We start from the raw sequence: 21,192 nt of genomic DNA on the forward strand, positions 1-21,192 counted from the left end.
CGAGATGGTAACGATCGTTATCGTCTCAGAATGGTTGCGCAAGCGAAGGTTCCGCTGATTCGGCTATGGCTCGCGGTGCTGGCGGGTTATCTGGCACTGGGCGCCACTTTGCAGGAGATGCCTACGTTCGTGGCACACCGGTTCGGTGGCGGCCCAGTGCTGAGTGCGACCGCCGTGGGTATCGCATTCCTCGCCACTGCCGTGGGACGGCCCTTCGCCGGCGCGGCCGCCGATCACGGCCGGGCCCGTGCAGTGGTGATGCTGGGTGGGATCCTGACGATGCTCGGCGGGCTCGGGCACCTGGTGGCACCCGATCCCGCAGTGCTGCTGCTGTCCCGGCTGGTCATGGGAGCCGGGGAGGCTGCACTGTTTTCGGGTGCCCTGCCGTGGGTGCTCTCGGGTGCGGATCCGGCTCGGCAGGGCCGGGTAGCGGGGTGGTTCGGGCTGTCGATGTGGGGTGGACTGGCAGCGGGACCGGTGCTGGGCGCGGCGGTGGACTCCACGTCCGGCTATCACGGCGTCTGGTGGATGGTGGTGGCACTTGGGGTGTTCTCGGCCGGGCTCACCGCCGCCACCCCGAACCAGCAACACCGGGCGTCCGAGACGATCCCGCCATGGGGCCTGGCCGATGTGGCGCCCGCAGGAATCGGGTTGCCGGGCTTGACATTCGGGCTCTCGGCCTACGGCTACGGCACCGTGTCCGCGCTGGCCGTGCTGTATTTGCGCAGCTTCCACAGCGGTGGCCAGGCGGTAGTGCTCTCGCTGTTCGCCATTGCGTTCCTGGTGACGCGATTCGCGGGCAGTCCGCTGGTCGACCGTTTCGGCGGAGTCGTGATCGCGACCTGGTCGCTCGCGGTGGAGGGATCGGGTCTGTTGCTGGCGGGTCTGATCCGGTCCGAATCCGCGGTGCTGGTCGGGGCGACCTTGGCGGGCGCCGGTCTGGCACTGATGTATCCGTCCACCGTGGCGGTCACCCTGCGCCGCACCACGAGCACGCGTCCGGGTGCGGTGGTCGGCACGGTCACCTCGTGCTGGGATCTGGGGATTCTGGCGGCCGGTCCGATCGGCGGCGTACTCGCGGTGACCGCGGGCTATCGGGTCGCCTTCGTCGTGGCGGCGGTGCTGGGAATCGCCGCCGCCACGATCGCAGCTACCTTGCTGCGCAGGCCGATCCGCAGCGCCACCGTGCGCGTGCCCGACACCGCGCAAGTGAGATGAGGTCATGCCGATCAAAGCCGAGGAGATGCTCGATCCCGACGCAACGCGCGCACGGGTGTCGAACGAGCCCGCGCGGTTCGGAGCGCAGCCTCTCCGATCGTCGGCAACTCCTTCGCCGCAAGCCTTCTCAGCGTGCTCTCAGCGGTGAGAGAGAACACTCGCGCACGTCCACGGTGTCGAGAGCCGTGTGCGTCCGTCGACTCCGCAAAGGTGATCCGTTGAGTGCCACGTTCGGTAGACCGAATTCGTCCCCGTCCGCGCCGACCCTTGCGGGCGCGCTGCGCGTCCCCGAGATCACCGCGGCCTTCTGGATCGTCAAGGGATTGTCCACCGCCATGGGCGAATCCAGCTCCGACCTGCTGGTCACGACCATCGACCCGCCGATCGCCGTCGCCGCCGGCCTGCTGGCCTTGATCGCTTCCCTGGTATTGCAGCTGCGCGCGGGACGCTACATCGCGTGGCGGTACTGGCTCACGGTGGTCATGGTCGGCATCTTCGGCACCATGGCCGCGGACGTGATGCACGTGGCGCTGGGCGTCCCCTACCCCATCTCCACGCTGTTCTATGCCGCCGCGCTGGCCGCGGTGTTCGTGCTCTGGTATCGCATCGAGGGCACGCTGTCGATTCACGCCGTCGACACCCCTCGCCGGGAGCTGTTCTACTGGGCGGCGGTAATGGCCACCTTCGCCCTGGGCACCGCGCTGGGCGACTTCACCGCCTACACCTTGCATTTCGGCTATGCCGCCTCGGCGGCGCTGTTCGCGGTGTCGATCCTGATCCCGGCCGCCGGCTACCGCTGGCTGAACTGGAATCCGATCGCGTCCTTCTGGGCCGCCTACGTCATCACCCGCCCGCTGGGCGCCTCCGTGGCCGACTGGCTGTCCAAGCACAACGGTGTCGGGCTCGGCGACGGTCCTGTCGTCGCCGTGCTCGGCGCGCTCATCGTGGCGCTGGTCGCCTACCTGTCCGTCACCAAATCCGATGTCCAACAGCAGGTCCGGACAGAGATCCCCCATCACGAGAACCCGGCACTGCGAGACTGACCTCGCAGCGCCGGGACGGTCGGCTGCTCATCGACGTGCAGTATCGACTGTCGTCCGTGCACGGAGGCGGCGCAGCATCCGGGCGTCTTCGAATCCGACCGCGCCTGCCGCGGTTTCGGCTGTGGCACCGTGGCTGAGCAGATGCTCCGCTCGCTCGAGTCGTAGCGTCTGCTGGTAACGCAGCGGAGTGAGGCCGCCGGTGGCACGGCTGAACAGACGCGTCAGCGTACGTTCACTGACGCCGGCGGACTCGGACAGGTAAGCCAGTGGCAACGATTCAGCGAAACGTGCCTCGATGACGTCCTGTACGCGGTGGACAACGTCATCGAGGTGGGAGCGGTGCCGCAGCATGGCACTGGCTTGCAGCTCGTCGCCATTGCGACGCAGGTACACGACCATCTCCCGCGCCACCCGGCTGGCAACCGCCGGACCATGCCGGACTGCCAGCAGATGCAGTGAGAGGTCGATCCCGCTGGCAATACCTGCCGAGGTCGCCACCCGTTCGTCGATGGTGTACAGCACATCTCGCACCACCGTCGCCGCCGGGTATCGGGAGGCGAGCTCGTCCTGAAGCTCATGGTGAGTGGTGCACCTGCGTCCGTTCAGCAATCCGGCTTGGCCCAGCGCATCAGCTCCCGAACACACGCTCACGACGAAACCTCCGGCCGCATAGTGCGCCCGTAAGTGCTCCTGCAGGGTTGGCGGGAGTGCCGGCCCATCCTTCAGGGTCTGCACACACCCGCCCGGTACCACGACCAGATCGTCGGATGTCAGCTGCGGCCACGATGTTTTGGCGGTCACCGGCACGCCCTGCGCACTGCCTACCTGTTCCTGTTCGGCGACATAGCAGAGCTCGTAGCGATACCCGTACGCCGCGGCCGCATAGAAGGCGTGGGCGGGCCCGGCCATATCGAGCAGATGAAATCCGGGAAGCAGTACGAAGACGACACGACTCACACCAGCGATGCTCCCAGCTCGGTTTCCAGCGCCGCCACGGTGGTGATGCGAGCGAACCGGTCACGCAACACCGCTTCGGTGCGCTCGATGATGGCGTCGGCACTTATCCCGCCGACTGGGTTGGTGGTGGTCGCGTCGATGACAAAGGTCATGTCGTAGCCGAGATCGCCGCCTATCCGAGTGGTGGTTTCCACGCACTGTTCGGTCCGAATGCCACAGACAACCAGTTCGCGCACACCCGCTTCGGTGAGAAGCTGCTGCAGATTGGTGGTAGTGAAAGCATTGTGAGATGTCTTGTGCAGCAACGGTTCCCCGGTGCGGGGCCGCTCCAGTTCATCGAGCAGACGCACGTGCCCCAAAGCCGGATCGAACACATCGTTACTGCCCGGTTCACAGTGCAGCACCCACACCACCAGATCACCGTGGACGCGGGCAAGCCGGACCAGCCGGTTGACGGGTTCCGCGATGTCCGGGTTGGCGATTTCCGCCCACAGCGGGCGTGCGCGGAAGGACTCTTGGACATCGATCACGATCAGGGCTCGCTTCATGAAATACATCCTGGCAACGGATGATCCGCCGATGAAGACCCGATTCGGCCTGATAGCGGAACGATCCGGTCACCTCATCTCGCCGCTCTTGCCGCTAACCAAATTGGTGATACACTCCGTATCAGCAATTTTTTAGCAAGCAGGATTTCAGGATGTGGTTCCTATGCAAAATCTTGTTATCAGATCACTGCCAGTGCTCGGTGTGCTATTAACGATCACCGCACTAGCGCCCCCAGCTCAAGCCGCTCCACCAGCGAATGCACAGCAAGCACAAGACACCTGCATCGGCTACCTCGTACAGACCATCCGGGCCATGCCGCAAGGCACATACCTCACATCGGACGTGCCCGGCGGCCTACCCGGCAGCGAATTCCCCCCAGGGGTGGCCGTCCCGATGGGCCCCTCCGGCAGCGCATTCATGGAAGACGCGTTCTACGACATCGCCTACTGGCTCCAGGGCCTACCCGACGACACCAAGCAGACTGCCGTATCGGCCACCGAGAATGCCTGGCAAACCTTGGGCTGGCAACCGAACTCCGCCCCCGACACCCACGCCACCCCACCCGACGGCTACACCCTCAACCTCTACGTCGCCGGCAACCCAAACCTGAGTTGCACCTCACCGAACTTCCCGGGCGGCCCCCAACCCACCCCCTCCCCCAGCATCCTCGGCCAATAATCTATCGAAGCGCATTGTCGACTGTCGTGCGGGTGCGAAGGCGGCGCAGCATGCGGGCGTCTTCGAATCCCACTGCGCCTGCCGCGGTTTCGGCGCCGGCACCGCGGCCGAGCAGCCTCGGAGCCGGTCCAACCCCAGTTGGTTTCCAGGCGCCCGTTCGGTTTTGAGGCAACCGGAGTTGGTTCGGGCGGCGCCTACCCCCGCAAAGCTTGTGGTCGAATTCCAAGGCTCGGCCTGTGCGATTCGACGACGCATCGGGGCCCGGCCGCCGCGCCGCTGGATCGGGTGCAGGTCCGTCCTTCCCGCGCCCTGCGGTGTTCGATCCGAGTGGAGCTGATCGCAGTGGCTGTCACGACACATGCATCCTCGATCAGGGTCGGCAGTGCCGCGGGGATTCTGGCGGATGCCTGCCGCGTCACCGAGCCGGTGGTGCGGGAGTCGGTGGCGTTGCTGCCGGATCCGTTGCGCCGCATGGCCGGCTACCACCTGGGCTGGTGGGACCAGGCGGGCACCGCGGGCGCTGCGGGCGGGGCGGGATCGGGGAAAATGCAGCGGGCGGCATTGACGATCGCTGCCGCGGGGGCGTGCGGTGGCGACACCGGGGTGGCAGTTCCGGCCGCGGCGGCGGTGGAGTTGCTGCACAACTTCACCCTCGTCCAGGACGACGTGATGGATGCCGATCCGCTGCGGCGGGGCCGCACCACGGTGTGGAGGGTGTGGGGAAACACCGCCGCGATCCTGCTCGGCGACGCCCTGCACGCGTTGGCCCTACAGGTGCTGGCCACCCGGCTACCACCAGCGGTGGCGGTGGACGCGGTGGCCCGGATGGAGTCGGCTGCGATCGAGCTGGCCCATGCCCAGCACGAGGACTGCGCCTTCGAGACCCACGACCGGGTGAGTGTGCTGGAGTATCTGGCCATGGCCTCGGGTAAGACAGGGGCGTTGATGGGGTGTGCGTGCGCACTGGGTGCGCTGTGCGTGGGCGCCGCCGAGGACACGATCTCGGCGATGGACCGGTTCGGTCGCGAGCTCGGGGTGGCGTTCCAGTGCGCCGACGACCTGCTCGGCATCTGGGGCGACCCCGCGGTGACCGGCAAACCCGTCGGCAGTGACCTGGTCCGGCGCAAATGGACACTACCCGTGGCGGCCGCGGTCGAATCCGGCGGAGGCACCGCGGCCGAGCTGGCCGAACTGTACAGGTCACCGGGCCCCCTGACGGGGTCGGAGGTGGCGCGGGCGCGGGCGCTGATCGAGGCCGCCGGAGGTAGGCAGCTGACCCGCCGCTGGGCCGAACAACGATCGGCGGCCGCGCTCCAGGCTCTACCCGAGCACGCCCGCACCGGCGACCTCGCGGCATTGGCGCGCATTGCCGTGCACCGCAATCGGTGAGGCCACGATGCATGCGACGTCCTCGCCAGTATCGGTAACGAAGGCAATCGATATGTATGCCAAAAAAGAACCGCGAGCATTACGAGCTGCGAGTGCAACTGCATTGCAACAATGGGAAAGGCAGGAGGTCGAGGGTGTACAACACTATCTTCCCAGCATGCCTCGTACGATTCCCATCGAGGACCACATCGCAGCACCGCAGATAGTACTCGCATCCAACGCTTGGACTACGAGCTGGCTGACACGCCATTTCCGCAACGACCGCGAGCCGGCACTATTCACGGAACAGCTATGCGCCTGGTGGGCCGCCGTGTGCTATCCACACGGCAGCCTCGCGAGAACACTTGATGTAGCCGATATGGCTCAATGTTTGACATCAATCGACGACGCGTTCACAAGGGACGCCGTTCGGGACTCCGAACCGAATGCAAATTCCACCGGACGAGATTTCGCCGATACCAAGATGGCGCGCGAGGTGCTGGGACGGATCATCACCACGGGCAGCGCCGAGCATTGCCCGGACGACCTGCCACTCGCACAAATGTACGCTGACCTGTGGAACCGAATGCGAGCACGCATCTCGCCGGGCGTGAGTGAGCGATGGAAGGAATTACTCGGCGCATGCCGTGGACACGTCACGGCGGAGCATGACAATCTTCGAAACGGCAAATTGCTCGACTACGATGCCCTGGTTCGTATTCGGTGCGAAACGATTCACACTCGCGCATTTGCGGTGCTGACCGAATATGCCATGAACATAGAAATACCCGCGAAGCTCACCAGCGATCGGCGTTTCGAAGAGCTCTCGTGGATACTCGGTGCCCAAACCGCGATCGTCAACGACGTGTACTCCTATCGAAAAGAATGCGTCGCCGGGGACTGGATGGCCAATGTGATCACTGCGGCACGCAACGAAGGGCTATCGCTGCAGAGCGCCGTGGACAAGGTCTGCCGCCACGCAGATGACCTGGAATCGCAATTCTGCTCCCTTCGCGATGAACTGATCAGCGTATGGGGAGGCCGCCGCCCGGATATCGCGGCATATCTGCGGGAGCTGGGCTATCTGATCTTGGGTAGCGTCGCCTTCGAACGTGGAAGCAGTCGCTATCATGGGCCCGGTTTCGTCTGGGACGGAAACCTCGAAGCAATGGTCACATTCCACACCGACCGCACTGAATTCACGCCCGCGAACGGGGACCACGCCGCCGCCGACAGTTCGCCGGACATGCACGACAAGTTCCCGCACAGGAGCGAGTCGTGACCGCGATAACGGACCGTGCAGAGGCCATGACACAGGAGCGCAGGTATCTGCGATGGGCGGGGTTTATCGGTCCGTTCGGCCCTGTGATCGTGGCAGGGCTGCTGGCCATCCGCCCGTTCCCCTACCCCGACGACGGCGTCGATGGCCGGGTCTATCTCGACTACACCCTGCCGCACTACGCCGTCGAGCTCCAAACCCTCGCCACCATCGCGTTCATCGGCTGCTGGCTCGCTTTCGTCGTGCTGCTGGCCTTTGTCTACACACATCGAGCGAGCGGCAGCTCGCTGCCGGGATGGTTCATGCTTTGCGGAGTAATCGTGTGGGCCGCAGTCGGTTTCGCGAGCGACGGCGTGTACATGATGATCGGTATGATCGCCCGAGGCTACCCGGGATTCGGTGCCAGCCCGTCGGATCAGCGCCTGGCAGAGACACTTTGGGAGCTGACGAATGTGTTGTGGGCTATGGGCTCGATCCCGTTGGGAATAGTGCTCATTGCCGTTCACTTCGCCAACCGCGCCCATCCGGTACTGCCCCACATGTTGGCAGGACCGGGCGCACTGGTCGCCGCAGTAGCCTCTTGGGCCAGCCTCGCCTCGATCTTCGTCCCCACCGGCCCTTGGTCACCCATCTCCGTCGGGGCCTTCTGCGTGGGATCAGGGCCGGCGTACCTATGGATGGCCGCCACCGGACTCACCCTGCTCCGCCCAGCCACAACCAGCGCCCGCCTCAGCGCTGGACAGCCGTCCCGGTGAGCCGCCTTGTCTCGACGCTTGTCAACGGGCGGCGGGCACCGGGATATGGCTGGTGGCGCGTGCTCAGACCCGAGACATAGACCGCGGTTCCGGAGCCGCGGTGCGGCGAACCGGGATGGCGACCGTGATGGCCGCAGCGGCAAGCGCGGCACCGCAACCGATCAGCAGGCCGACACGGAACCCGTTCTCCGACGGCAGTGTGTGCGAACCCATGTGGATACTCATCTGCGAAAGCACAACGCCGACAACCGCGGCCGCCGTCGAGGTTCCGATGGAGCGCATCAACGTATTGAAACTGTTGGCAGCAGCGGTTTCCGACCGGGGCACCGCGCCCATGATCAACGCGGGCAACGTTCCGTAGGCCATGCCGATCCCTGCGGAACTGATACAGGTCACCAGCGCCAGCCCTGCCGCAGAGCCCATCAGCACCAGCGAGGACGCGTAACCCAGTGCGATAACGAGGGATCCGGCGATCAGTGTGACCTTGGGCCCGCGAGCCGCGGACAGCCGAGCACCCAACGGCGCGACCGCCGTCATCACCAGCCCCGACGGCGCCATCCACAGCCCCATCGCGAGCATGGACTGCCCGAGCCCGTAGCCGGTCGCCTTCGGCAACTGCATCAATTGCGGCACGATCAACGACTGCGCGTACATCGCGAAGCCGACCACCACAGCAGCCGCATTGGTCAGCAGCACCTGCGGCCGCGCGGTCACCCGGAGATCGACCAGCGGCGCGGTGATGCGCAGCTCCCACCAACCCCACACGGCCAACATCACGACCGCGGCCGCGAACAACCCCAGGGTGGTCCCGCTCGACCAGCCCCAGACAGCACCCTTGGAAATCGCGAGAAGCAGGCAAACCAGGCCGATTCCGAGTCCGAGCGCGCCGAGATAGTCGAAGCGGCCGGCCGCGGTGGTGAGCTCGGTGGCGGGGATGAACATCCAGATCAGTACGGCGACAACGACGCAGGTCACGGTGGCGGCCCAGAACAGCACGCGCCAACTGGAATTCTGCGCCACCGCCGCCGCGAGCGGCAAACCGAAGGCCCCGCCGATACCCATCGACGAACTCATCAGCGCGATCGAAGATCCCAGACGTTCGGGCGGCAGCAGATCGCGCATGGCGCTGATACCGAGCGGAACGATGGCCATCCCGACCCCCTGCAGACCACGCCCGACGATCATCGGCACGATACCGGAAGCCATGGCGCACAACGCAGATCCCGCGATCAGCGGAAACGTGGAAATCAGCAGCATGCGGCGCTTGCCGTACATATCGCCGAGCCGCCCCGCGATCGGCACGGCCACCGCGGCCGACAGCAGTGTCGCCGTGATCGCCCATGTGGCGTTGGAGGCGGTGGTGTTCAGCAGTCGCGGCAGGTCGCCGATCAGCGGAACCACCAGCGTCTGCATGAGCGCGGCGACGATGCCTGCTGCCGCGAGCACGGCGAGGATGCCGTTCGGCCGGATGGTGGGTGGGGGCCTGTCCACGTGTTTCTCCCTAGATCGAGCAAACCGATGCACGTGTGCAACACACGCAGCGTGTAACATACACGTCGCGTGTAATATACACACTGAGTGGTTCATACACGCATCGCGTGATATACCTGCAGGTAAATGGCCCCGAGCTGAGGATCCGGATGGAAAAACCCACCCATTTGATCGAATTCGAGTCGATGCTGCTCGGCCGCTACAGCCTTGTCACGCGCACCAAGCGCCGCCTGGACCGCAGCGCCTACACCCTGCTCAGCCGCCTGAGCGGTGCAGACTCGATGTCCATCAACCAACTCAGCGACACACTCGGCTTGGAGGCCTCGACCCTGCGCCGCCAGACCACTGCCATGATGAACGACGGCCTGATCGAACGAATCCCAGACCCCGACGGCGGCATGGCACGCCGATTCCGCGTCACCGACGAGGGCAAACGACTACTCGACAGCGACCGCACCGACAGCGTGCACGACCTCGACGTAATCATGGCCGACTGGACCCCCGAAGACGTGACCACCTTCGCGACCTACCTCGAACGCTTCAACACCGACATCGAGAGGCTGACCGGACGACCCTGGCCACGGCCGCCCCACACCCGGCCCGATGTCGGCCAGTGATTCGTAAGCCCATAGCCCACTGCGCCATTCGCCCTCGGGTGCTTCAGCGAGGTGACCAGGCCGGACAAGTCGTGAATTCCGGCGGGATGCCGAGCGAATGGATGGCCTCCTTCAGCCACGGGCACTGGTGGCGCGGACGCACAGTACGGCTGGATCAGCACTATCCACCACCGCTCATTCGAGTTCCCGGCGGACCGGGACGTCTCGCACGCTCTCAGGCTCCACGTTGATCACGGTCACGCCCAGCGGCGCGAGAGTGGATAGGTCGGTCTCCAGTTCCGCAGGCTGAGCAAGGTACGTCTCCAGCGGCGTAGGCCACCCGTCCGCGCCGACGACAGACCACGTCCCATCCGAGTGCTGAAGGTAGTTACCTCCAATCTCGATGTAGCACATGCCGGACTGCGCTACTGGCGATATTCCCGGTTCCTCCGGCGTGGTCATTGCGCGCCCCGCCGGAACTTCGTGGTCCAAGCCGCGCGGCCCCGAGGAGTGATCGACCAACGAGGGGCATACGGGGCGGCCATGATCAGGCCGCGCGACTCCAGTTGCCCGATCGCCCGGCGAGCCGACCACTCTGTGATCCGTGCCTGTTCGCTGATCTGTGTGACGCTGAGAGCCCCGCCCGGAACGAGTACATGTAGTACCGCCGCCTCCGCCATGCTTCCGGCCGCCATCGGTCCTCCTTGGATCGCTGTGCGCCTGTAGGAGCATCCGTCGCCCGGCGAGCCGTTGACTCGCTTGTCCGGATGCCTGAAAACCACGCTATGCGTGCGGTTTCCAGCCTGTAACCGCTTGGCCGTCCACAACCGTCTACAACGGAGGGCACGTCCGGCTACCGTGGTTTCCATGGAGCCCCGTGGGGAGAACGTCACAGGTGAGCGCCTTCGCGTTGCTCGGGAAGCGGCCGGACTCAGCCTGTCCGCCCTGTCCGCGCGGACGCACTACAGCAAGGCGCTGCTGGGACTTCTGGAAACCGGGGAGCGCCAGATCAATGCGGAGCACGTACGCGCGTACGCCGACGCGCTGGGGGTCGGGTCGGTGCTGTTCGTCGAACCGGCCGACGGTGGACGGGCAGCGGCTGAGTGGATACAGCGGGCGACAGCGTCCGACACCGGTGGAGACACCCTGGATCGCCTCGAGTCGGCCGTGGACGACCTAGCGTCGGCGTACCCGACCACGCCACCGGGTGAACTCCTGGTGCGCATCCGGCAGCATCTCGGATATGCCGGACGCCTGATGGACAGTCGGAAGACCCTCACCCAGCACCGCCGATTACTCGTCTCGGTTGGATGGCTCTCGCTGCTGGCGAGCACCTGCCATGTCGATATGGGTCAACTGTCGGACGCTGCGGCGCGCGGCCACCTGGCGTGGAAACTCTCCGAGGAAGCGGGGCACCGAGAGATCGCCGCCTGGTGTCTCGAGACACGCGCGTGGCAGCAACTCACCGGAGGCGAGTTCGCGGAGGCGGCGGAACTGTCCCGAGCCGCGCAATCCCTTGCACCGGAAGGGAGTTCGGTGTTCATTCAAGCCACTGCCCAAGAAGGGCGCGCACTGGCGCGGCTCGGTGACAGCAAGGGAACGTACGCAGCCCTGCGGCGAGTCGCCAGACTGGTGTCCGGGCTGCACGTTCCAGACCGACCGGAGCATCATTTCCGATACGACCCAGCGAAATCGGATGCCTACGTTGCTACCACGCTGGCATGGCTGGGCGACCCGGCGGCGGAGTCTTACGCGCGCCATGTGCTCGGAGATCTTGCAGGGGCGGTGTCGGTCCGGCCGCGTCGGATCGCCTCCGCGAATCTGGATCTCGGGCTGGCGCTGGTCGCTGCCGACAAACCGGATGAGGCGGCCCATGTCGCGCTCACGGCGGTGGAATCCGGGCGTTTGGTGCCGTCGAACTTCTGGCGCGTGTCCGAGGTGGTTTCCGGTATCGAGCATCGGGACTCGGAGGACGCCGCGACGGTTCGCGAAGCGTTCCGAGACACCTACCGACATAGTGACCACCCGTTTCAAGAGCGTGAAACCTGATACTTTGACGTGTCATGCCGCATAGCGCGTTGACCGAACCAGCCAGCGCAGGACAGCGGATGATCAACTGGCGGTGCCTGATTCGCGGCCGGCCGAACGCCCGCTTCTGGCGATGATCGTGTCTTGAAGGGACCGGCGCACCACAACCCTATGTGGTCGCGATGGATTCGCCTTCGGAAGGTCCGTCCCGAGCAGAAGAACTCGAAATCTGCGCGCCGGGCGACAACGCACAGTTGCCCAGAACCTCTCGGCAGGCGCGGGAATACGCCAATCCATAATTGCTGCATGAGCCAATACTTCAACGCCGGCGAACAGATGGTGTGGAACTCACCCGGTCTGATCGACGGGACCTTGTTCGCTTCCATGGCCGAGGTCATCGCTGGTCGGCTGAGGGTGCCCAGCGGGCTCAGCGGAATGGACAACGATGATTGCGAAATCGACGTCCCAGTGTTCGAGACGTTCGTCAACGCGCTACTCGATCACGATTACCGGACCGGAAGCTGGTTCTGGCACAACCTCATGCCCGGATACATCGTGACCGCGTGGATACTGCTGGAGCGCTCCGGCGGTACCGTCCGAGAACCGGATTACGGCCATGATCCACACCCTGAGCGGCGCAGACATTGGTGGATGCAGTGGCTCGACCGCCATGACCAAGCGACCGCGAACTATTGGTCGATGCTGCCCGTGCAGTAGTGCTCGAACGTCTTTCTATGCCGCGGCCCGGGCGTTCCGGAGCGACGGCGGGCACGCCCACACGCCGCCCTCTATTTTTCAGGGGCAGGTTGGTCAACTCGCCACGCTGTTGCTTGCCCCTGATCGCGTGGAAAGCTCACCAACAGGCGGCCAGCATGGCCGCTGGTAATCCGATGACCAACACCAATTCCACAAGTGGTGAGCCTAGCTGTGCCTCGCGGTGACCTCGATCAGCGCGGCGGCAGGTTGCCCAGCCAGTTTCACGCGGGCCGAACATATCGGCCTGGCTACGAACGCACTGTCCTACTAGCCGCATCCAGGGCGGTTCGGAGACGGTCAATCGAGCGGCCCGAAGATCAACGCGCCGAGATCATCTCGGCCCGCCGGACGCACTGATCTGCCGAATTGAACGCGTTTGGTTCGAGGTCGTGGCGAGCCGAGGCAGTGTTCGTTGGAGATCGTCGGATCGCGAGCCTGGTTTGTTCGAGCAGTTCTCGCGTACGTCGAGCGGACCGTCGCCGAATAGGACGCCGCGCGACATAGATGGGAAGATCATAGCCAGACGGGTTGGCCGTAGGCGGTGATCTGGGTGTCCTGGTCGTCGCTGGATGCCGGTATCGCGACTGAATCTGCACGTTCGTGTGTGTTTCTGCCACAAGAGATTTCACCGCCGCGTGAAGTACGGCTGTAAGGCGACTGAAAGTTCGAAGTCCGATGCTTTCAGCATGTCTGGAACATTGAGGCGACTGCTCGGCGGCACGGTGGCGGCGGCCGCAGTGGCGGTGTCGCTGACCTCCGCGACGCTGCCCGCCGCGGCCACGCCGAATGTCGGCGTAAGCGCCCAACCGATGAGCACCGCGACTGTCGATGACGTCCACATCGCGCCCGACGGCCCCGTCGACATCCAATTCACCGTGCTCACGGTCGATCCCGGCGGCAGCGTCGGCTGGCACTGGCATTCCGGCGATGTGCTGGTGAACATCGCCGACGGCACCGCCACCCGCTACGAGGCCGACGACCCGCGTTGCGCCCCGGCCTCGTTCGGGCGCGGCCAAGGCTGGGTCGAGCATCCACACCACGTACACACCGTGCACAACGAGACCGACAAGCCGCTGATCCTCGACGTCGTCCTCATCACCCCCTCCGGGCAGCCCTCGGGCGTCAGCGCACCGGACCCCGGCAACTGCCGGTTCTGAAATCGCTTCCCACACAATCGAAAGGAGGTGTTCACCATGGTCGATACTTCACCTGACGACGGACCCACCTGCTAAAACCCAGGGGATCGCCCGGAGCGCCCCTCGGGGCGATCCCCACCTCCGATTCCCTTCCAAGGAGATCAGCCATGCGCCACGGTGCGCTCGTGGTGATCGCGGCGGGCGCCAGCGCATCCCTGGTCCTGCCGCTGTATCTGACCGAGCTTCGCAAACGACAACAGCGCGAGATCGTCGTCCTGCTCACGCGCAGCGCGGAACGCTTCGTGCCGCGTGAGGTGGTGGGCTGGCTGGCCGAGGAGGTCATCACCTCCGACGATCCGACGCTCAATCCGGTCGAACTCGCCCTGACCTCCGACGGCCTGGTCGTGCTGCCGGCGACCGCGCATATCGTGGCCGCGGGCGCAATGGGACTGGCGTCCACGCCCGCGACCACCACGCTGCTGGCCGCGCCCGGGCCGTGTCTGTGGTTCCCGCACATGAACAAGGTGATGTGGGACAAGCCCGTGACCCAGCGGCACGTGGCGACCCTGCGCGCGGCCGGTGAGACGGTCGTGGAACCCGAGGCGCGCATCGTGTACGAGATGTGGCGCGGGGCGCGCGGTGACGGCGTCTCGATGGTTCCGCCGGACAAGGCGGCCGTCATCATCGACGAGTGGCTCGATGGACGCGCGTAAACCGTTGCGGCAGCGCGATTTCCTGCTGCTGTTCATCGGGCAGACGACGTCGATGGCCGGGGACGCCCCGGCCATGCTGGCGATCACATTCGTCGTGCTGGGCCTCGGCGGATCGCCCGCAGCACTGGGCGCGGTGCTGGCGGCGCGGTTCGTGCCGCTCACCGGACTGCTGTTGCTGGGCGGCGTTCTCGCCGACCGGTTTCCGCGCCGAGAGCTGATGATCGTCTCGGATGCGACGCGCGCGGTCGCACAGGCCGTGCTTGCGGTGCTGTTCCTGTCCGGGACGGCGCAGCTGTGGCAGGTCGTTGTGCTGCAGGCGATCTACGGCGGTGCGGAGGCGCTGTTCAAACCGGCGCTGGGCGGCATCCTTCCGCAGCTCGTGCCCGCGGCGTCGCTGCGCGCGGCGAATGCGTTGGTGGCGTTGTCCAGCAACCTGTTTCGCGTGCTCGGTCCAGCGCTGGGCGCGGTGCTCATCGCGGCGGCGGGGCCCGGCGCGGCAGTGATCACCGACGCCGCGACGTTCGCGGTCAGCGCGATAGCGTTGCTGGGAGTGCGCAGGCCCGCCGCGATCGAATGCGTGGCGCGAGAGCCGCTGATGATCGCGCTGCGGACGGGCTGGCGAGAGGTACGTTCGCGGACCTGGCTGTGGGCGTCGATCGCCAACTTCACTGTCTTCGGCGCGGTTGCCATGCCCGCAGTCCTGGTACTGGGACCGCAAGTGGCACAGCGGGATCTCGGCGGGCCCGACGGCTGGGCGGTGATCATGGCGACCTTCGCCGCCGGGGCCGTGGCAGGCAGCGCGGTCGCGCTGCGGATCGCGCTCGCCCGACCCGCCGCGGCCTGCGCGGCACTGCTGGCAGTCGCGGCGGCCCGGCCGGGCATGCTGGTCAGCGGTCTCGGCTTGCCGGCCGTCGGGGCCTACAGCGCGCTGTCCGGGGCGGCGGTGTCGATGGCGATGGTGTACTGGCGCACCCTGTTACAGGAACGGATACCGCTGGCGGTGCTGTCGCGGGTTCGATCGATCGACGACTTCGGATCGACATTGCTGACGCCCGTCGCCTATTTGGTGATGGGTCAGCTGCCGGGGTACCTCGGGCTGCGGACCGGCATGGTGGCGATGGCGGCGGTGGCGGTCGCCGCCAGTCTGGCGACGGTCGCGGTGCCCGCGGTCCGGCGGGCCGCGAGCGAGCCCGAGGTCACGGCGCAATGCCTGTCGGCGTGAGTCGGAAGACCGTGGTCGGGTGGGCCATCGCTCACCCGACCACGATTCGTTCACGCCAAGGGGTACAGCCCCGGCGGAAACCCCCGCCGCCGCCGTACCCTCCGCAGCTGAAGAGGTCGGACTTTGCTGTACGCCTCCACCGATTTACGGCTGCTTGGGCTTGTAGTCAACGGCCCCGTCCATGAGAGTCTGTGGATCGATAGTTCTGCCCGATTCCGTCTTGGGGCGTTCATCATAATTCAGCCCGTATTGATTCTTGCTGCGGTCGAATTCCACCACTTCGTTCATGTTGTTCAAGATCTTGTCTTCGGCCATTTCAGGTCCTTCCGTCGAGGCCGCTCGCGTGGCCGCAAGCATGCTTTCTCAATCGTCCCGCAACGCGACTGCACCTGCGGACGATCTCAGAAGTTCCCGACGGCAGACGCCCCAAGCCTGGGCCGGCTACCGAGTTCTGATCCCGATACTCGCGTCACCACACCAGACGGATGCCAGCCGTGGGACCACCGGCGACAGCACAGTAGTGGAACAGGTTCTCGCAACGGTCGATCGGCCGGTGCCGCGTTATCGAACGACTTGTATGCGGCATGACAGTGCGTTCGTGGCCAGGCCGATATGTTCGGGCCGGGTGAAACTGGCTGGGCAGCCTGCCGCCGCGTTGATCGAGGTCACCGCGATGCAGAGCTAGGCTCACCGCTTGTGGAATTGGTGTTGGTCATCGGATTGCCAGCGGCCCTGCTGGCCGCCTGTTGGTGGGCTTTGCACGCAATCAGGGGCAAGCAACAGCGTGGCGAGTTGACCAACCGGCCCCTGAAAAAAGAGGGCGGCGTATGGGTCTCGGGCTACGACTCGACCGAAGGCGCTCCTGCCGAGAGTCACTCCGATCAGGGCAGTCGGCATGACAACTCGCCTTCGGCTCGAGCAGACGACTGAACTATCCGGCTGCCGCCTTGCGCGCAGGTCGCGGAATAGATGTTCGTGCGTACGCCAGCGCTTCTCACACCTCGGTGTCAGCCGTCCATCGCAGGCTGATGTCCGGCTTGGTTTGAAGCCGAAGCGTTTTGCCGAGGGTATGATCGCGGAAATCGGTCCGAAGCCGTTCCCAACTCGAGGACTTCTCGACGGCCACCGTTCGCACACTGTCGAGTTCGAGATCAGCCAGCCGATCATTGCCCACTCCCATTATCAGGCGCACGTGGTCGTGGTCGGGGTGGATCTCCATCTCTACCCATGTATTTCCGCGCTGCAGGCGGAATATAGCGGCTGTGAACGGCCACAACTCCGCTTCGTAACTCGCATCGGAGTACGGACCCGACAACCCCTCGAGGTGCGGCCATCGAGGCTCGGCTTGGAACAGCCAGATGAGATCAGTAAGGTCTGGCGGCGGATCCATGGTCATGGACATCTGATCCTACTGGCGAAGCCGGTCGTGCATCGGGTACAGATGGGCCGGACCGTTTCGCTCATCGGCGATGGTGCGTTCGGCCAGCCGAGATGATCTCTGTGCGTTGATCTTTGGACGTTCCGTGTGGGCCGGTTCGAACCGCGCGCAACGCGGCTATGACCGGATGCTGGACCGCCACGGCGCTTCGCGCCTTCATCCAGTTATGGACATGCCTCGTTCCTGACCGTGACCGTCAGTGTGCCTGCTTTAGGGTTTCTGGAGATCCAGCAGCGGGAACGGTTCTTTCATGCTGGGGTGCAGTGCCTTCGGGACCGACGAGCTATCCCCGAGCCTGTTCGCCACGGCAACGTGTTGCGGGTGAGTGCGATGAACAACACCGCCACAAAGACGACGGCGAAGGCGGCCTCGACGATCTGCAGGACCCCGAATTCGGCACCACGCGGCATCACCGAAACTCCTACCACCACGGAGAATGCCACCGCCGGCACCCGGAATGCTGGGGTAGTTGCCCAGGCGGCCAACGGCACGATTGCCCAAAGTAAATACCACGGTTGCACCACCGATGAGAGCAGCACGATCGCACCCACCGACAAGCCGAGCGCACCGATCGGATGCAGGCGCCCGGTCCACGCGGCCACCAGCATGCGCAGGCTCAGGAAGGCGGCCACTGCTAGTGCGAGCGGACGTGTGAGTGCCAGCAGCGACGTGGTGTGGTCGCCCAATCCCAGGAGTACGCCGCCGAATCCGGTTGTGATGCCCAGAGCAGTCGGAAGCGACATCCAGCTGCGTACCGCGTTGGCGGTGCCGAGGGTATAGATCCATCCGAAGCCGAGTCCGCTACCCCAGCAGACCAACAGGGTGGTTACCGCGGCGATCGCACCGAGCACGGTCGCGGCACGAAGCATGTGCCCAATACCCGTGCCCCACTGGCGAGCCAGCACCACGCCGACAAACCCCAGCGCGATGATCGCCGGAACCTTGACCATGGCCGCGAGGGTGATGAGCACCGTCCCGAACCCCATCAGTGCCCAGGCATGGGCGTCCAACAACAGAGGGGAACCGGTATTCAACCCGGGTTCGGTGGGGAGCGCGCGAAGGCAGTACTCCAGCCCGACAAGCATGAGTCCGAGCATCAACGTGTCGTTGTGTACTCCGGCGACCAGGTGGAACAGCACCAGCGGGTTGGCCGCGCCCAGCCACAATGCGCTTACCGCGGCCACCCCACAGCGGCGCGCCAATCGCGGCAACGCCCACACGATCAGCGCCATCCCTCCGAGTTCGAGCAGCCGATGCGACCACACACCGAGCAGGATGTTGTCGCCGGTGATCGCAGCGATGCCGCGGCCGATCCAGAGAAACAACGGGCCGTATGGGGCGGGTGTCTCACGCCAGATGTTGGGAACGTTGTTGGTGAGCACGTTGTCCAGGCCGAGCCCGGTTGCCGGGCCCACCACGTAGGGATCCATGCCACGTTGCGCGATTTCGCTTTGTGCCAGATAGGAATACACGTCGTTGGAGAACATCGGTGGCGCGATCACCAGCGGAATGATCCACAGAAACAGAGTGCGGTCGAGCTCGGAACGGCTGATCCGGCGCACGGGCGCAATACCGCTGCCGCCGACCGCGAATCTGCCCAGCAGCAGCCATGCCAACACCACGGCGACCGTGCCGATCATGCACATCGCCAGCATGGATGTCGGCATCCGCGCGAACAATCCCATCACCCGCACGCCCGACACCAGGTTCTGATGCACCGGCTGAGCGCCCACACCCAGCGCACTGATCGCCATCAATACTGTTCCCGTGGCACCGAGTATCCGGATCCGCCTGAGTTGTACAACTTCCTGGCGATCCAACCCCGGCGTCTCTGCTTCGCCGCTGTGCAGAGCGGTCACGGTGCGATCGGCGTGCCCTGTGTCCAGACCGAGGACTCGACGTCCCAGGTCAGTGCTCTCACGCCGCAAGCTTTCTCCTACCCCCACAGCGCCCGAGCCTAGCCGCACCACATCGGTGCGTTGGTTGCCCCTGGTTTTGTCAGGTCGGTGCCGACCCGCGGGTCAGTGGTTCGAGAGCTTCTCCACGTTCCGGACGAAGGACGAAAGCATCCGATCCAGCACACGCACTGCCACAGCCTCGATCACGAACACCCGGGCCTGACCAGCCGACCGGGGCGAGGTGCCGGACCTCGACGGTGCGGCCGATCCACGGGCCGGCGCACAGTAGGAAGTCCGGCCGGGTTACCTACCGCACGACCGTAATTCCCGCTGAAGGCGTCGCTGGACGACAACCCATATCTGCGTTTCACCTCATGCCGAAACGATCCGGCGCGGATGAACCAGGAAGCGCTGTCGTCCAACTAGTTTGGACGGCCGACCAACGTGCGGTCCGCGGCAGTAGCGGATATTCGAGTTCTGGTGCGTCATCGTGTTGAGTGGGGTGATGGGTCTAGCACGCAAGGGAACGCGGATTCTGGACATTGACGGCGAGCGCTTCAGATGGGTCGTCGCACCTGATGACGAGCCCGGTCTCGCCATCGTTGTCGAGATAGCCGAAGGCCAAGGGCAGCGCATGGTCACCTGGGTCGACCACGGAACGGTCATCACACCCGGTGCGGTCGCGGAAGTCATTCGCAAAGCCCTCGACAACGGATGGACTCCGAAGCGGCGCGGTCGGCAGATGACGTACCGCATCGAAGACGCCCAATTCATGATCTGGCCACCGCTCGAACAATAAACAGCTCAATGCACTGAAATCGGCATAGTGCGTTCATCGCTCAAGGCCCAGGCCCAGCCAGTCTGCAAATTCCTGCACTTGGTCAGCGAGAGCCTTGTCCAGGCGGACGCCTTCAGGATCAGCTTTATGGCTATATCGGCGGATGAGATTGGCTGCGGCAGCGATGGTGTCGACATCGGTGACGAACTGTCGTCCGTACTCTGCGATCTGCTGGTCGTAGGCGGTCTGGTCGAAGGGCGCTGGCTGTCTGTTGACCGGCACTGGCACTATCGTGACTTGGTATTCATGGGCTTCGTAGCTGGCAGTGAACTCTCCAAGACCCTGGAAGCTGTAGACCTCGACACCCTGAGGTTCTATTCCTCGTCGGAGGGCACCGACGAACTCAGCGAGACGACCATTACGCCACCCTTCGGTCATGCGCCCAACCTACCCGGCCGCCAATGCAGATCCGCCCAGCCCAAGTAGTGTCTGCACCGGTTAGAGCCGCGCGGGACGCGGCAGATCAATGCGTTCGCCAGCGGACACCACCGCGGTCCTGAACCGAGCGCTCCGCGGCATAGCGGATGGTCGCCCCATCCAGGTCAGCGTGTCGACGGCGGAGTGGGCTCGGTCGTGTCGAACAATCGGACCATGAGCACATACGGGACAGCGGTGATTGCCGACACTGCGACCGAAGCCGAGGCACAGGCCATGATCGCGAACCTGAAGACCCTGGCGGCGATGACAGTCGACCGGCACTCGCTCAATCCGGTTACGCCTGTTGGATCATGGTGGCGAGCAAGCGGATACGTCGGAATGTCGGTCGCGGAGATGCTCGGAACTGGCCTGTTCACTGGAGCCGAGACAGCCCGTGTGGTGGTCGCGGACGATATGGATGAGTTCGGTGTTGTGTGGACAGCCTGGAAAATCGAGAACTCCGAACCGACGATCGTTTACCGCAAGTACCTTTCATCTCCCGGGGGCAACGTAGATCCGACGTTGGCGTCCAGCGCTCGCGCTGGCGCGGACGCTGCGGTTGAGATGGCCCATCTCTGGAACGCCGACCCTGCAGCGACCACAGCGGTGGAATCAAGATTCGATGAGATGGTGCAGTCGCAAGGACGAGTGGGCACCCCATTCATGCCATGGTTCAACGCTCTGGGCCTTGAATGGCCGGTCCGTTGAGAACCAAGCACCTTCGCGGTGTTCGCTCTCAACTCGGCTGAAATCCGTACGTTCGCCGGTGGGTGCCGCGGCCGCTCCGAACCGAGCCGTCAGCGGCATGACCG

At 65.0% G+C, this 21,192-nt stretch carries 22 protein-coding genes; 14 read left to right on the forward strand and 8 right to left on the reverse strand.

Annotation, left to right across the window (positions count from 1 at the left end; genetic code table 11):
- The first annotated feature begins 30 nt into the window (after positions 1-30).
- Both ACIP5Y_RS25075 and ACIP5Y_RS25080 read left to right on the forward strand, forming a co-directional pair.
- On the forward strand, positions 31-1,218 hold the full coding sequence (locus ACIP5Y_RS25075) for an MFS transporter (RefSeq protein WP_400353264.1): 1,188 nt from the start codon (positions 31-33) through the stop codon (positions 1,216-1,218).
- Positions 1,219-1,436: 218 nt separating this feature from the next.
- Positions 1,437-2,261 carry a hypothetical protein gene (locus tag ACIP5Y_RS25080; protein ID WP_400353266.1) on the forward strand — a complete coding sequence of 275 codons (825 nt, stop codon included), beginning with the start codon at positions 1,437-1,439 and terminating at the stop codon, positions 2,259-2,261.
- 27 nt (positions 2,262-2,288) lie between these two features.
- Here ACIP5Y_RS25080 and ACIP5Y_RS25085 read toward each other — a convergent pair whose 3' ends face one another.
- Positions 2,289-3,218 carry a GlxA family transcriptional regulator gene (locus ACIP5Y_RS25085; protein ID WP_400353268.1) on the reverse strand — a complete coding sequence of 310 codons (930 nt, stop codon included), beginning with the start codon at positions 3,216-3,218 and terminating at the stop codon, positions 2,289-2,291.
- On the reverse strand, positions 3,215-3,766 hold the full coding sequence (locus ACIP5Y_RS25090; protein ID WP_400353270.1) for a cysteine hydrolase family protein: 552 nt from the start codon (positions 3,764-3,766) through the stop codon (positions 3,215-3,217). The genes ACIP5Y_RS25085 and ACIP5Y_RS25090 overlap by 4 nt, the downstream gene beginning before the upstream one ends.
- A 313-nt stretch (positions 3,767-4,079) precedes the next feature.
- Here ACIP5Y_RS25090 and ACIP5Y_RS25095 point away from each other — a divergent pair, with 313 nt between their 5' ends.
- From ACIP5Y_RS25095 to ACIP5Y_RS25110, 4 genes are all read left to right on the forward strand, one after another.
- The gene (locus ACIP5Y_RS25095; RefSeq protein ID WP_400353272.1) at positions 4,080-4,445 is read left to right on the forward strand and encodes a hypothetical protein; all 366 of its coding nucleotides are present in this window, start codon (positions 4,080-4,082) and stop codon (positions 4,443-4,445) included.
- A 336-nt stretch (positions 4,446-4,781) separates the two neighbouring features.
- The gene (locus ACIP5Y_RS25100) at positions 4,782-5,834 is read left to right on the forward strand and encodes a polyprenyl synthetase family protein (RefSeq protein ID WP_400353892.1); all 1,053 of its coding nucleotides are present in this window, start codon (positions 4,782-4,784) and stop codon (positions 5,832-5,834) included.
- A gap of 157 nt (positions 5,835-5,991) precedes the next feature.
- Positions 5,992-7,095, forward strand: a complete 1,104-nt coding sequence (locus ACIP5Y_RS25105; protein ID WP_400353274.1) for a terpene synthase family protein — start codon at positions 5,992-5,994, stop codon at positions 7,093-7,095.
- Positions 7,092-7,847: a hypothetical protein gene (locus ACIP5Y_RS25110; protein ID WP_400353276.1), complete on the forward strand. Its 756-nt coding sequence runs from the start codon at positions 7,092-7,094 to the stop codon at positions 7,845-7,847. Before ACIP5Y_RS25105 ends, ACIP5Y_RS25110 begins: the two co-directional genes overlap by 4 nt.
- A 63-nt stretch (positions 7,848-7,910) precedes the next feature.
- On the opposite strand, the gene ACIP5Y_RS25115 is transcribed toward ACIP5Y_RS25110, so the two are convergent.
- On the reverse strand, positions 7,911-9,338 hold the full coding sequence (locus ACIP5Y_RS25115; RefSeq protein ID WP_400353277.1) for an MFS transporter: 1,428 nt from the start codon (positions 9,336-9,338) through the stop codon (positions 7,911-7,913).
- Positions 9,339-9,487: 149 nt separating this feature from the next.
- Between ACIP5Y_RS25115 and ACIP5Y_RS25120 the strand changes: the two genes are divergently transcribed.
- Positions 9,488-9,955, forward strand: coding sequence for a MarR family winged helix-turn-helix transcriptional regulator (locus ACIP5Y_RS25120; RefSeq protein ID WP_400353279.1), 468 nt, complete (start codon positions 9,488-9,490; stop codon positions 9,953-9,955).
- A gap of 174 nt (positions 9,956-10,129) precedes the next feature.
- On the opposite strand, the gene ACIP5Y_RS25125 is transcribed toward ACIP5Y_RS25120, so the two are convergent.
- A complete protein-coding gene (locus ACIP5Y_RS25125; protein ID WP_400353281.1) occupies positions 10,130-10,396 on the reverse strand; it encodes a hypothetical protein in 267 nt (88 codons plus the stop codon).
- 405 nt (positions 10,397-10,801) lie between these two features.
- On the opposite strand from ACIP5Y_RS25125, the gene ACIP5Y_RS25130 reads away from it, so the two are divergent.
- From ACIP5Y_RS25130 to ACIP5Y_RS25150, 5 genes are all read left to right on the forward strand, one after another.
- Positions 10,802-11,983: a helix-turn-helix domain-containing protein gene (locus ACIP5Y_RS25130; protein WP_400353283.1), complete on the forward strand. Its 1,182-nt coding sequence runs from the start codon at positions 10,802-10,804 to the stop codon at positions 11,981-11,983.
- A gap of 285 nt (positions 11,984-12,268) precedes the next feature.
- Positions 12,269-12,679 (forward strand): DUF6086 family protein, encoded by a 411-nt coding sequence (locus ACIP5Y_RS25135; RefSeq protein ID WP_400353285.1) that lies wholly within the window; start codon positions 12,269-12,271, stop codon positions 12,677-12,679.
- Positions 12,680-13,404: 725 nt separating this feature from the next.
- Positions 13,405-13,875 (forward strand): cupin domain-containing protein, encoded by a 471-nt coding sequence (locus ACIP5Y_RS25140; protein WP_400353286.1) that lies wholly within the window; start codon positions 13,405-13,407, stop codon positions 13,873-13,875.
- 146 nt (positions 13,876-14,021) lie between these two features.
- Positions 14,022-14,567 (forward strand): flavoprotein, encoded by a 546-nt coding sequence (locus ACIP5Y_RS25145; protein WP_400353288.1) that lies wholly within the window; start codon positions 14,022-14,024, stop codon positions 14,565-14,567.
- Positions 14,554-15,789, forward strand: a complete 1,236-nt coding sequence (locus tag ACIP5Y_RS25150; RefSeq protein WP_400353290.1) for an MFS transporter — start codon at positions 14,554-14,556, stop codon at positions 15,787-15,789. Before ACIP5Y_RS25145 ends, ACIP5Y_RS25150 begins: the two co-directional genes overlap by 14 nt.
- A 144-nt stretch (positions 15,790-15,933) precedes the next feature.
- Here ACIP5Y_RS25150 and ACIP5Y_RS25155 read toward each other — a convergent pair whose 3' ends face one another.
- The 3 genes from ACIP5Y_RS25155 to mptB form a co-directional block, all read right to left on the reverse strand.
- Positions 15,934-16,104 (reverse strand): hypothetical protein, encoded by a 171-nt coding sequence (locus tag ACIP5Y_RS25155; protein WP_400353292.1) that lies wholly within the window; start codon positions 16,102-16,104, stop codon positions 15,934-15,936.
- 679 nt (positions 16,105-16,783) lie between these two features.
- Positions 16,784-17,185 (reverse strand): hypothetical protein, encoded by a 402-nt coding sequence (locus ACIP5Y_RS25160; RefSeq protein WP_400353294.1) that lies wholly within the window; start codon positions 17,183-17,185, stop codon positions 16,784-16,786.
- 290 nt (positions 17,186-17,475) lie between these two features.
- Complete coding sequence (gene mptB, locus ACIP5Y_RS25165; protein WP_400353296.1) at positions 17,476-19,173, reverse strand: polyprenol phosphomannose-dependent alpha 1,6 mannosyltransferase MptB; 1,698 nt, start codon at positions 19,171-19,173, stop codon at positions 17,476-17,478.
- Positions 19,174-19,630: 457 nt separating this feature from the next.
- On the opposite strand from mptB, the gene ACIP5Y_RS25170 reads away from it, so the two are divergent.
- Positions 19,631-19,924 (forward strand): hypothetical protein, encoded by a 294-nt coding sequence (locus ACIP5Y_RS25170; protein WP_400353298.1) that lies wholly within the window; start codon positions 19,631-19,633, stop codon positions 19,922-19,924.
- Between the two features lie 33 nt (positions 19,925-19,957).
- On the opposite strand, the gene ACIP5Y_RS25175 is transcribed toward ACIP5Y_RS25170, so the two are convergent.
- Positions 19,958-20,341 (reverse strand): hypothetical protein, encoded by a 384-nt coding sequence (locus tag ACIP5Y_RS25175; protein ID WP_400353300.1) that lies wholly within the window; start codon positions 20,339-20,341, stop codon positions 19,958-19,960.
- Between the two features lie 213 nt (positions 20,342-20,554).
- Here ACIP5Y_RS25175 and ACIP5Y_RS25180 point away from each other — a divergent pair, with 213 nt between their 5' ends.
- The gene (locus ACIP5Y_RS25180; RefSeq protein ID WP_400353302.1) at positions 20,555-21,088 is read left to right on the forward strand and encodes a hypothetical protein; all 534 of its coding nucleotides are present in this window, start codon (positions 20,555-20,557) and stop codon (positions 21,086-21,088) included.
- Positions 21,089-21,192 lie beyond the last annotated feature (104 nt).

It is taken from the genome of Nocardia sp. NPDC088792 (genome assembly GCF_044750615.1).
Lineage (GTDB): Bacteria > Actinomycetota > Actinomycetes > Mycobacteriales > Mycobacteriaceae > Nocardia.

Bases quoted from the DNA above. Each gene is read 5' to 3' on its own strand.
- ACIP5Y_RS25175 (WP_400353300.1), bottom strand. From the start codon at position 20,341: ATGACCGAAGGGTGGCGTAATGGTCGTCTCGCTGAGTTCGTCGGTGCC.
- ACIP5Y_RS25140 (WP_400353286.1), top strand. From the start codon at position 13,405: ATGTCTGGAACATTGAGGCGACTGCTCGGCGGCACGGTGGCGGCGGCC.
- ACIP5Y_RS25105 (WP_400353274.1), top strand. From the start codon at position 5,992: ATGCCTCGTACGATTCCCATCGAGGACCACATCGCAGCACCGCAGATA.
- ACIP5Y_RS25150 (WP_400353290.1), top strand. From the start codon at position 14,554: ATGGACGCGCGTAAACCGTTGCGGCAGCGCGATTTCCTGCTGCTGTTC.
- ACIP5Y_RS25090 (WP_400353270.1), bottom strand. From the start codon at position 3,766: ATGAAGCGAGCCCTGATCGTGATCGATGTCCAAGAGTCCTTCCGCGCA.
- ACIP5Y_RS25075 (WP_400353264.1), top strand. From the start codon at position 31: ATGGTTGCGCAAGCGAAGGTTCCGCTGATTCGGCTATGGCTCGCGGTG.
- ACIP5Y_RS25095 (WP_400353272.1), top strand. From the start codon at position 4,080: ATGCCGCAAGGCACATACCTCACATCGGACGTGCCCGGCGGCCTACCC.
- ACIP5Y_RS25180 (WP_400353302.1), top strand. From the start codon at position 20,555: ATGAGCACATACGGGACAGCGGTGATTGCCGACACTGCGACCGAAGCC.
- ACIP5Y_RS25155 (WP_400353292.1), bottom strand. From the start codon at position 16,104: ATGGCCGAAGACAAGATCTTGAACAACATGAACGAAGTGGTGGAATTC.
- ACIP5Y_RS25130 (WP_400353283.1), top strand. From the start codon at position 10,802: ATGGAGCCCCGTGGGGAGAACGTCACAGGTGAGCGCCTTCGCGTTGCT.
- ACIP5Y_RS25145 (WP_400353288.1), top strand. From the start codon at position 14,022: ATGCGCCACGGTGCGCTCGTGGTGATCGCGGCGGGCGCCAGCGCATCC.
- ACIP5Y_RS25160 (WP_400353294.1), bottom strand. From the start codon at position 17,185: ATGACCATGGATCCGCCGCCAGACCTTACTGATCTCATCTGGCTGTTC.
- ACIP5Y_RS25135 (WP_400353285.1), top strand. From the start codon at position 12,269: ATGAGCCAATACTTCAACGCCGGCGAACAGATGGTGTGGAACTCACCC.
- ACIP5Y_RS25120 (WP_400353279.1), top strand. From the start codon at position 9,488: ATGGAAAAACCCACCCATTTGATCGAATTCGAGTCGATGCTGCTCGGC.
- ACIP5Y_RS25125 (WP_400353281.1), bottom strand. From the start codon at position 10,396: ATGACCACGCCGGAGGAACCGGGAATATCGCCAGTAGCGCAGTCCGGC.
- ACIP5Y_RS25170 (WP_400353298.1), top strand. From the start codon at position 19,631: ATGGGTCTAGCACGCAAGGGAACGCGGATTCTGGACATTGACGGCGAG.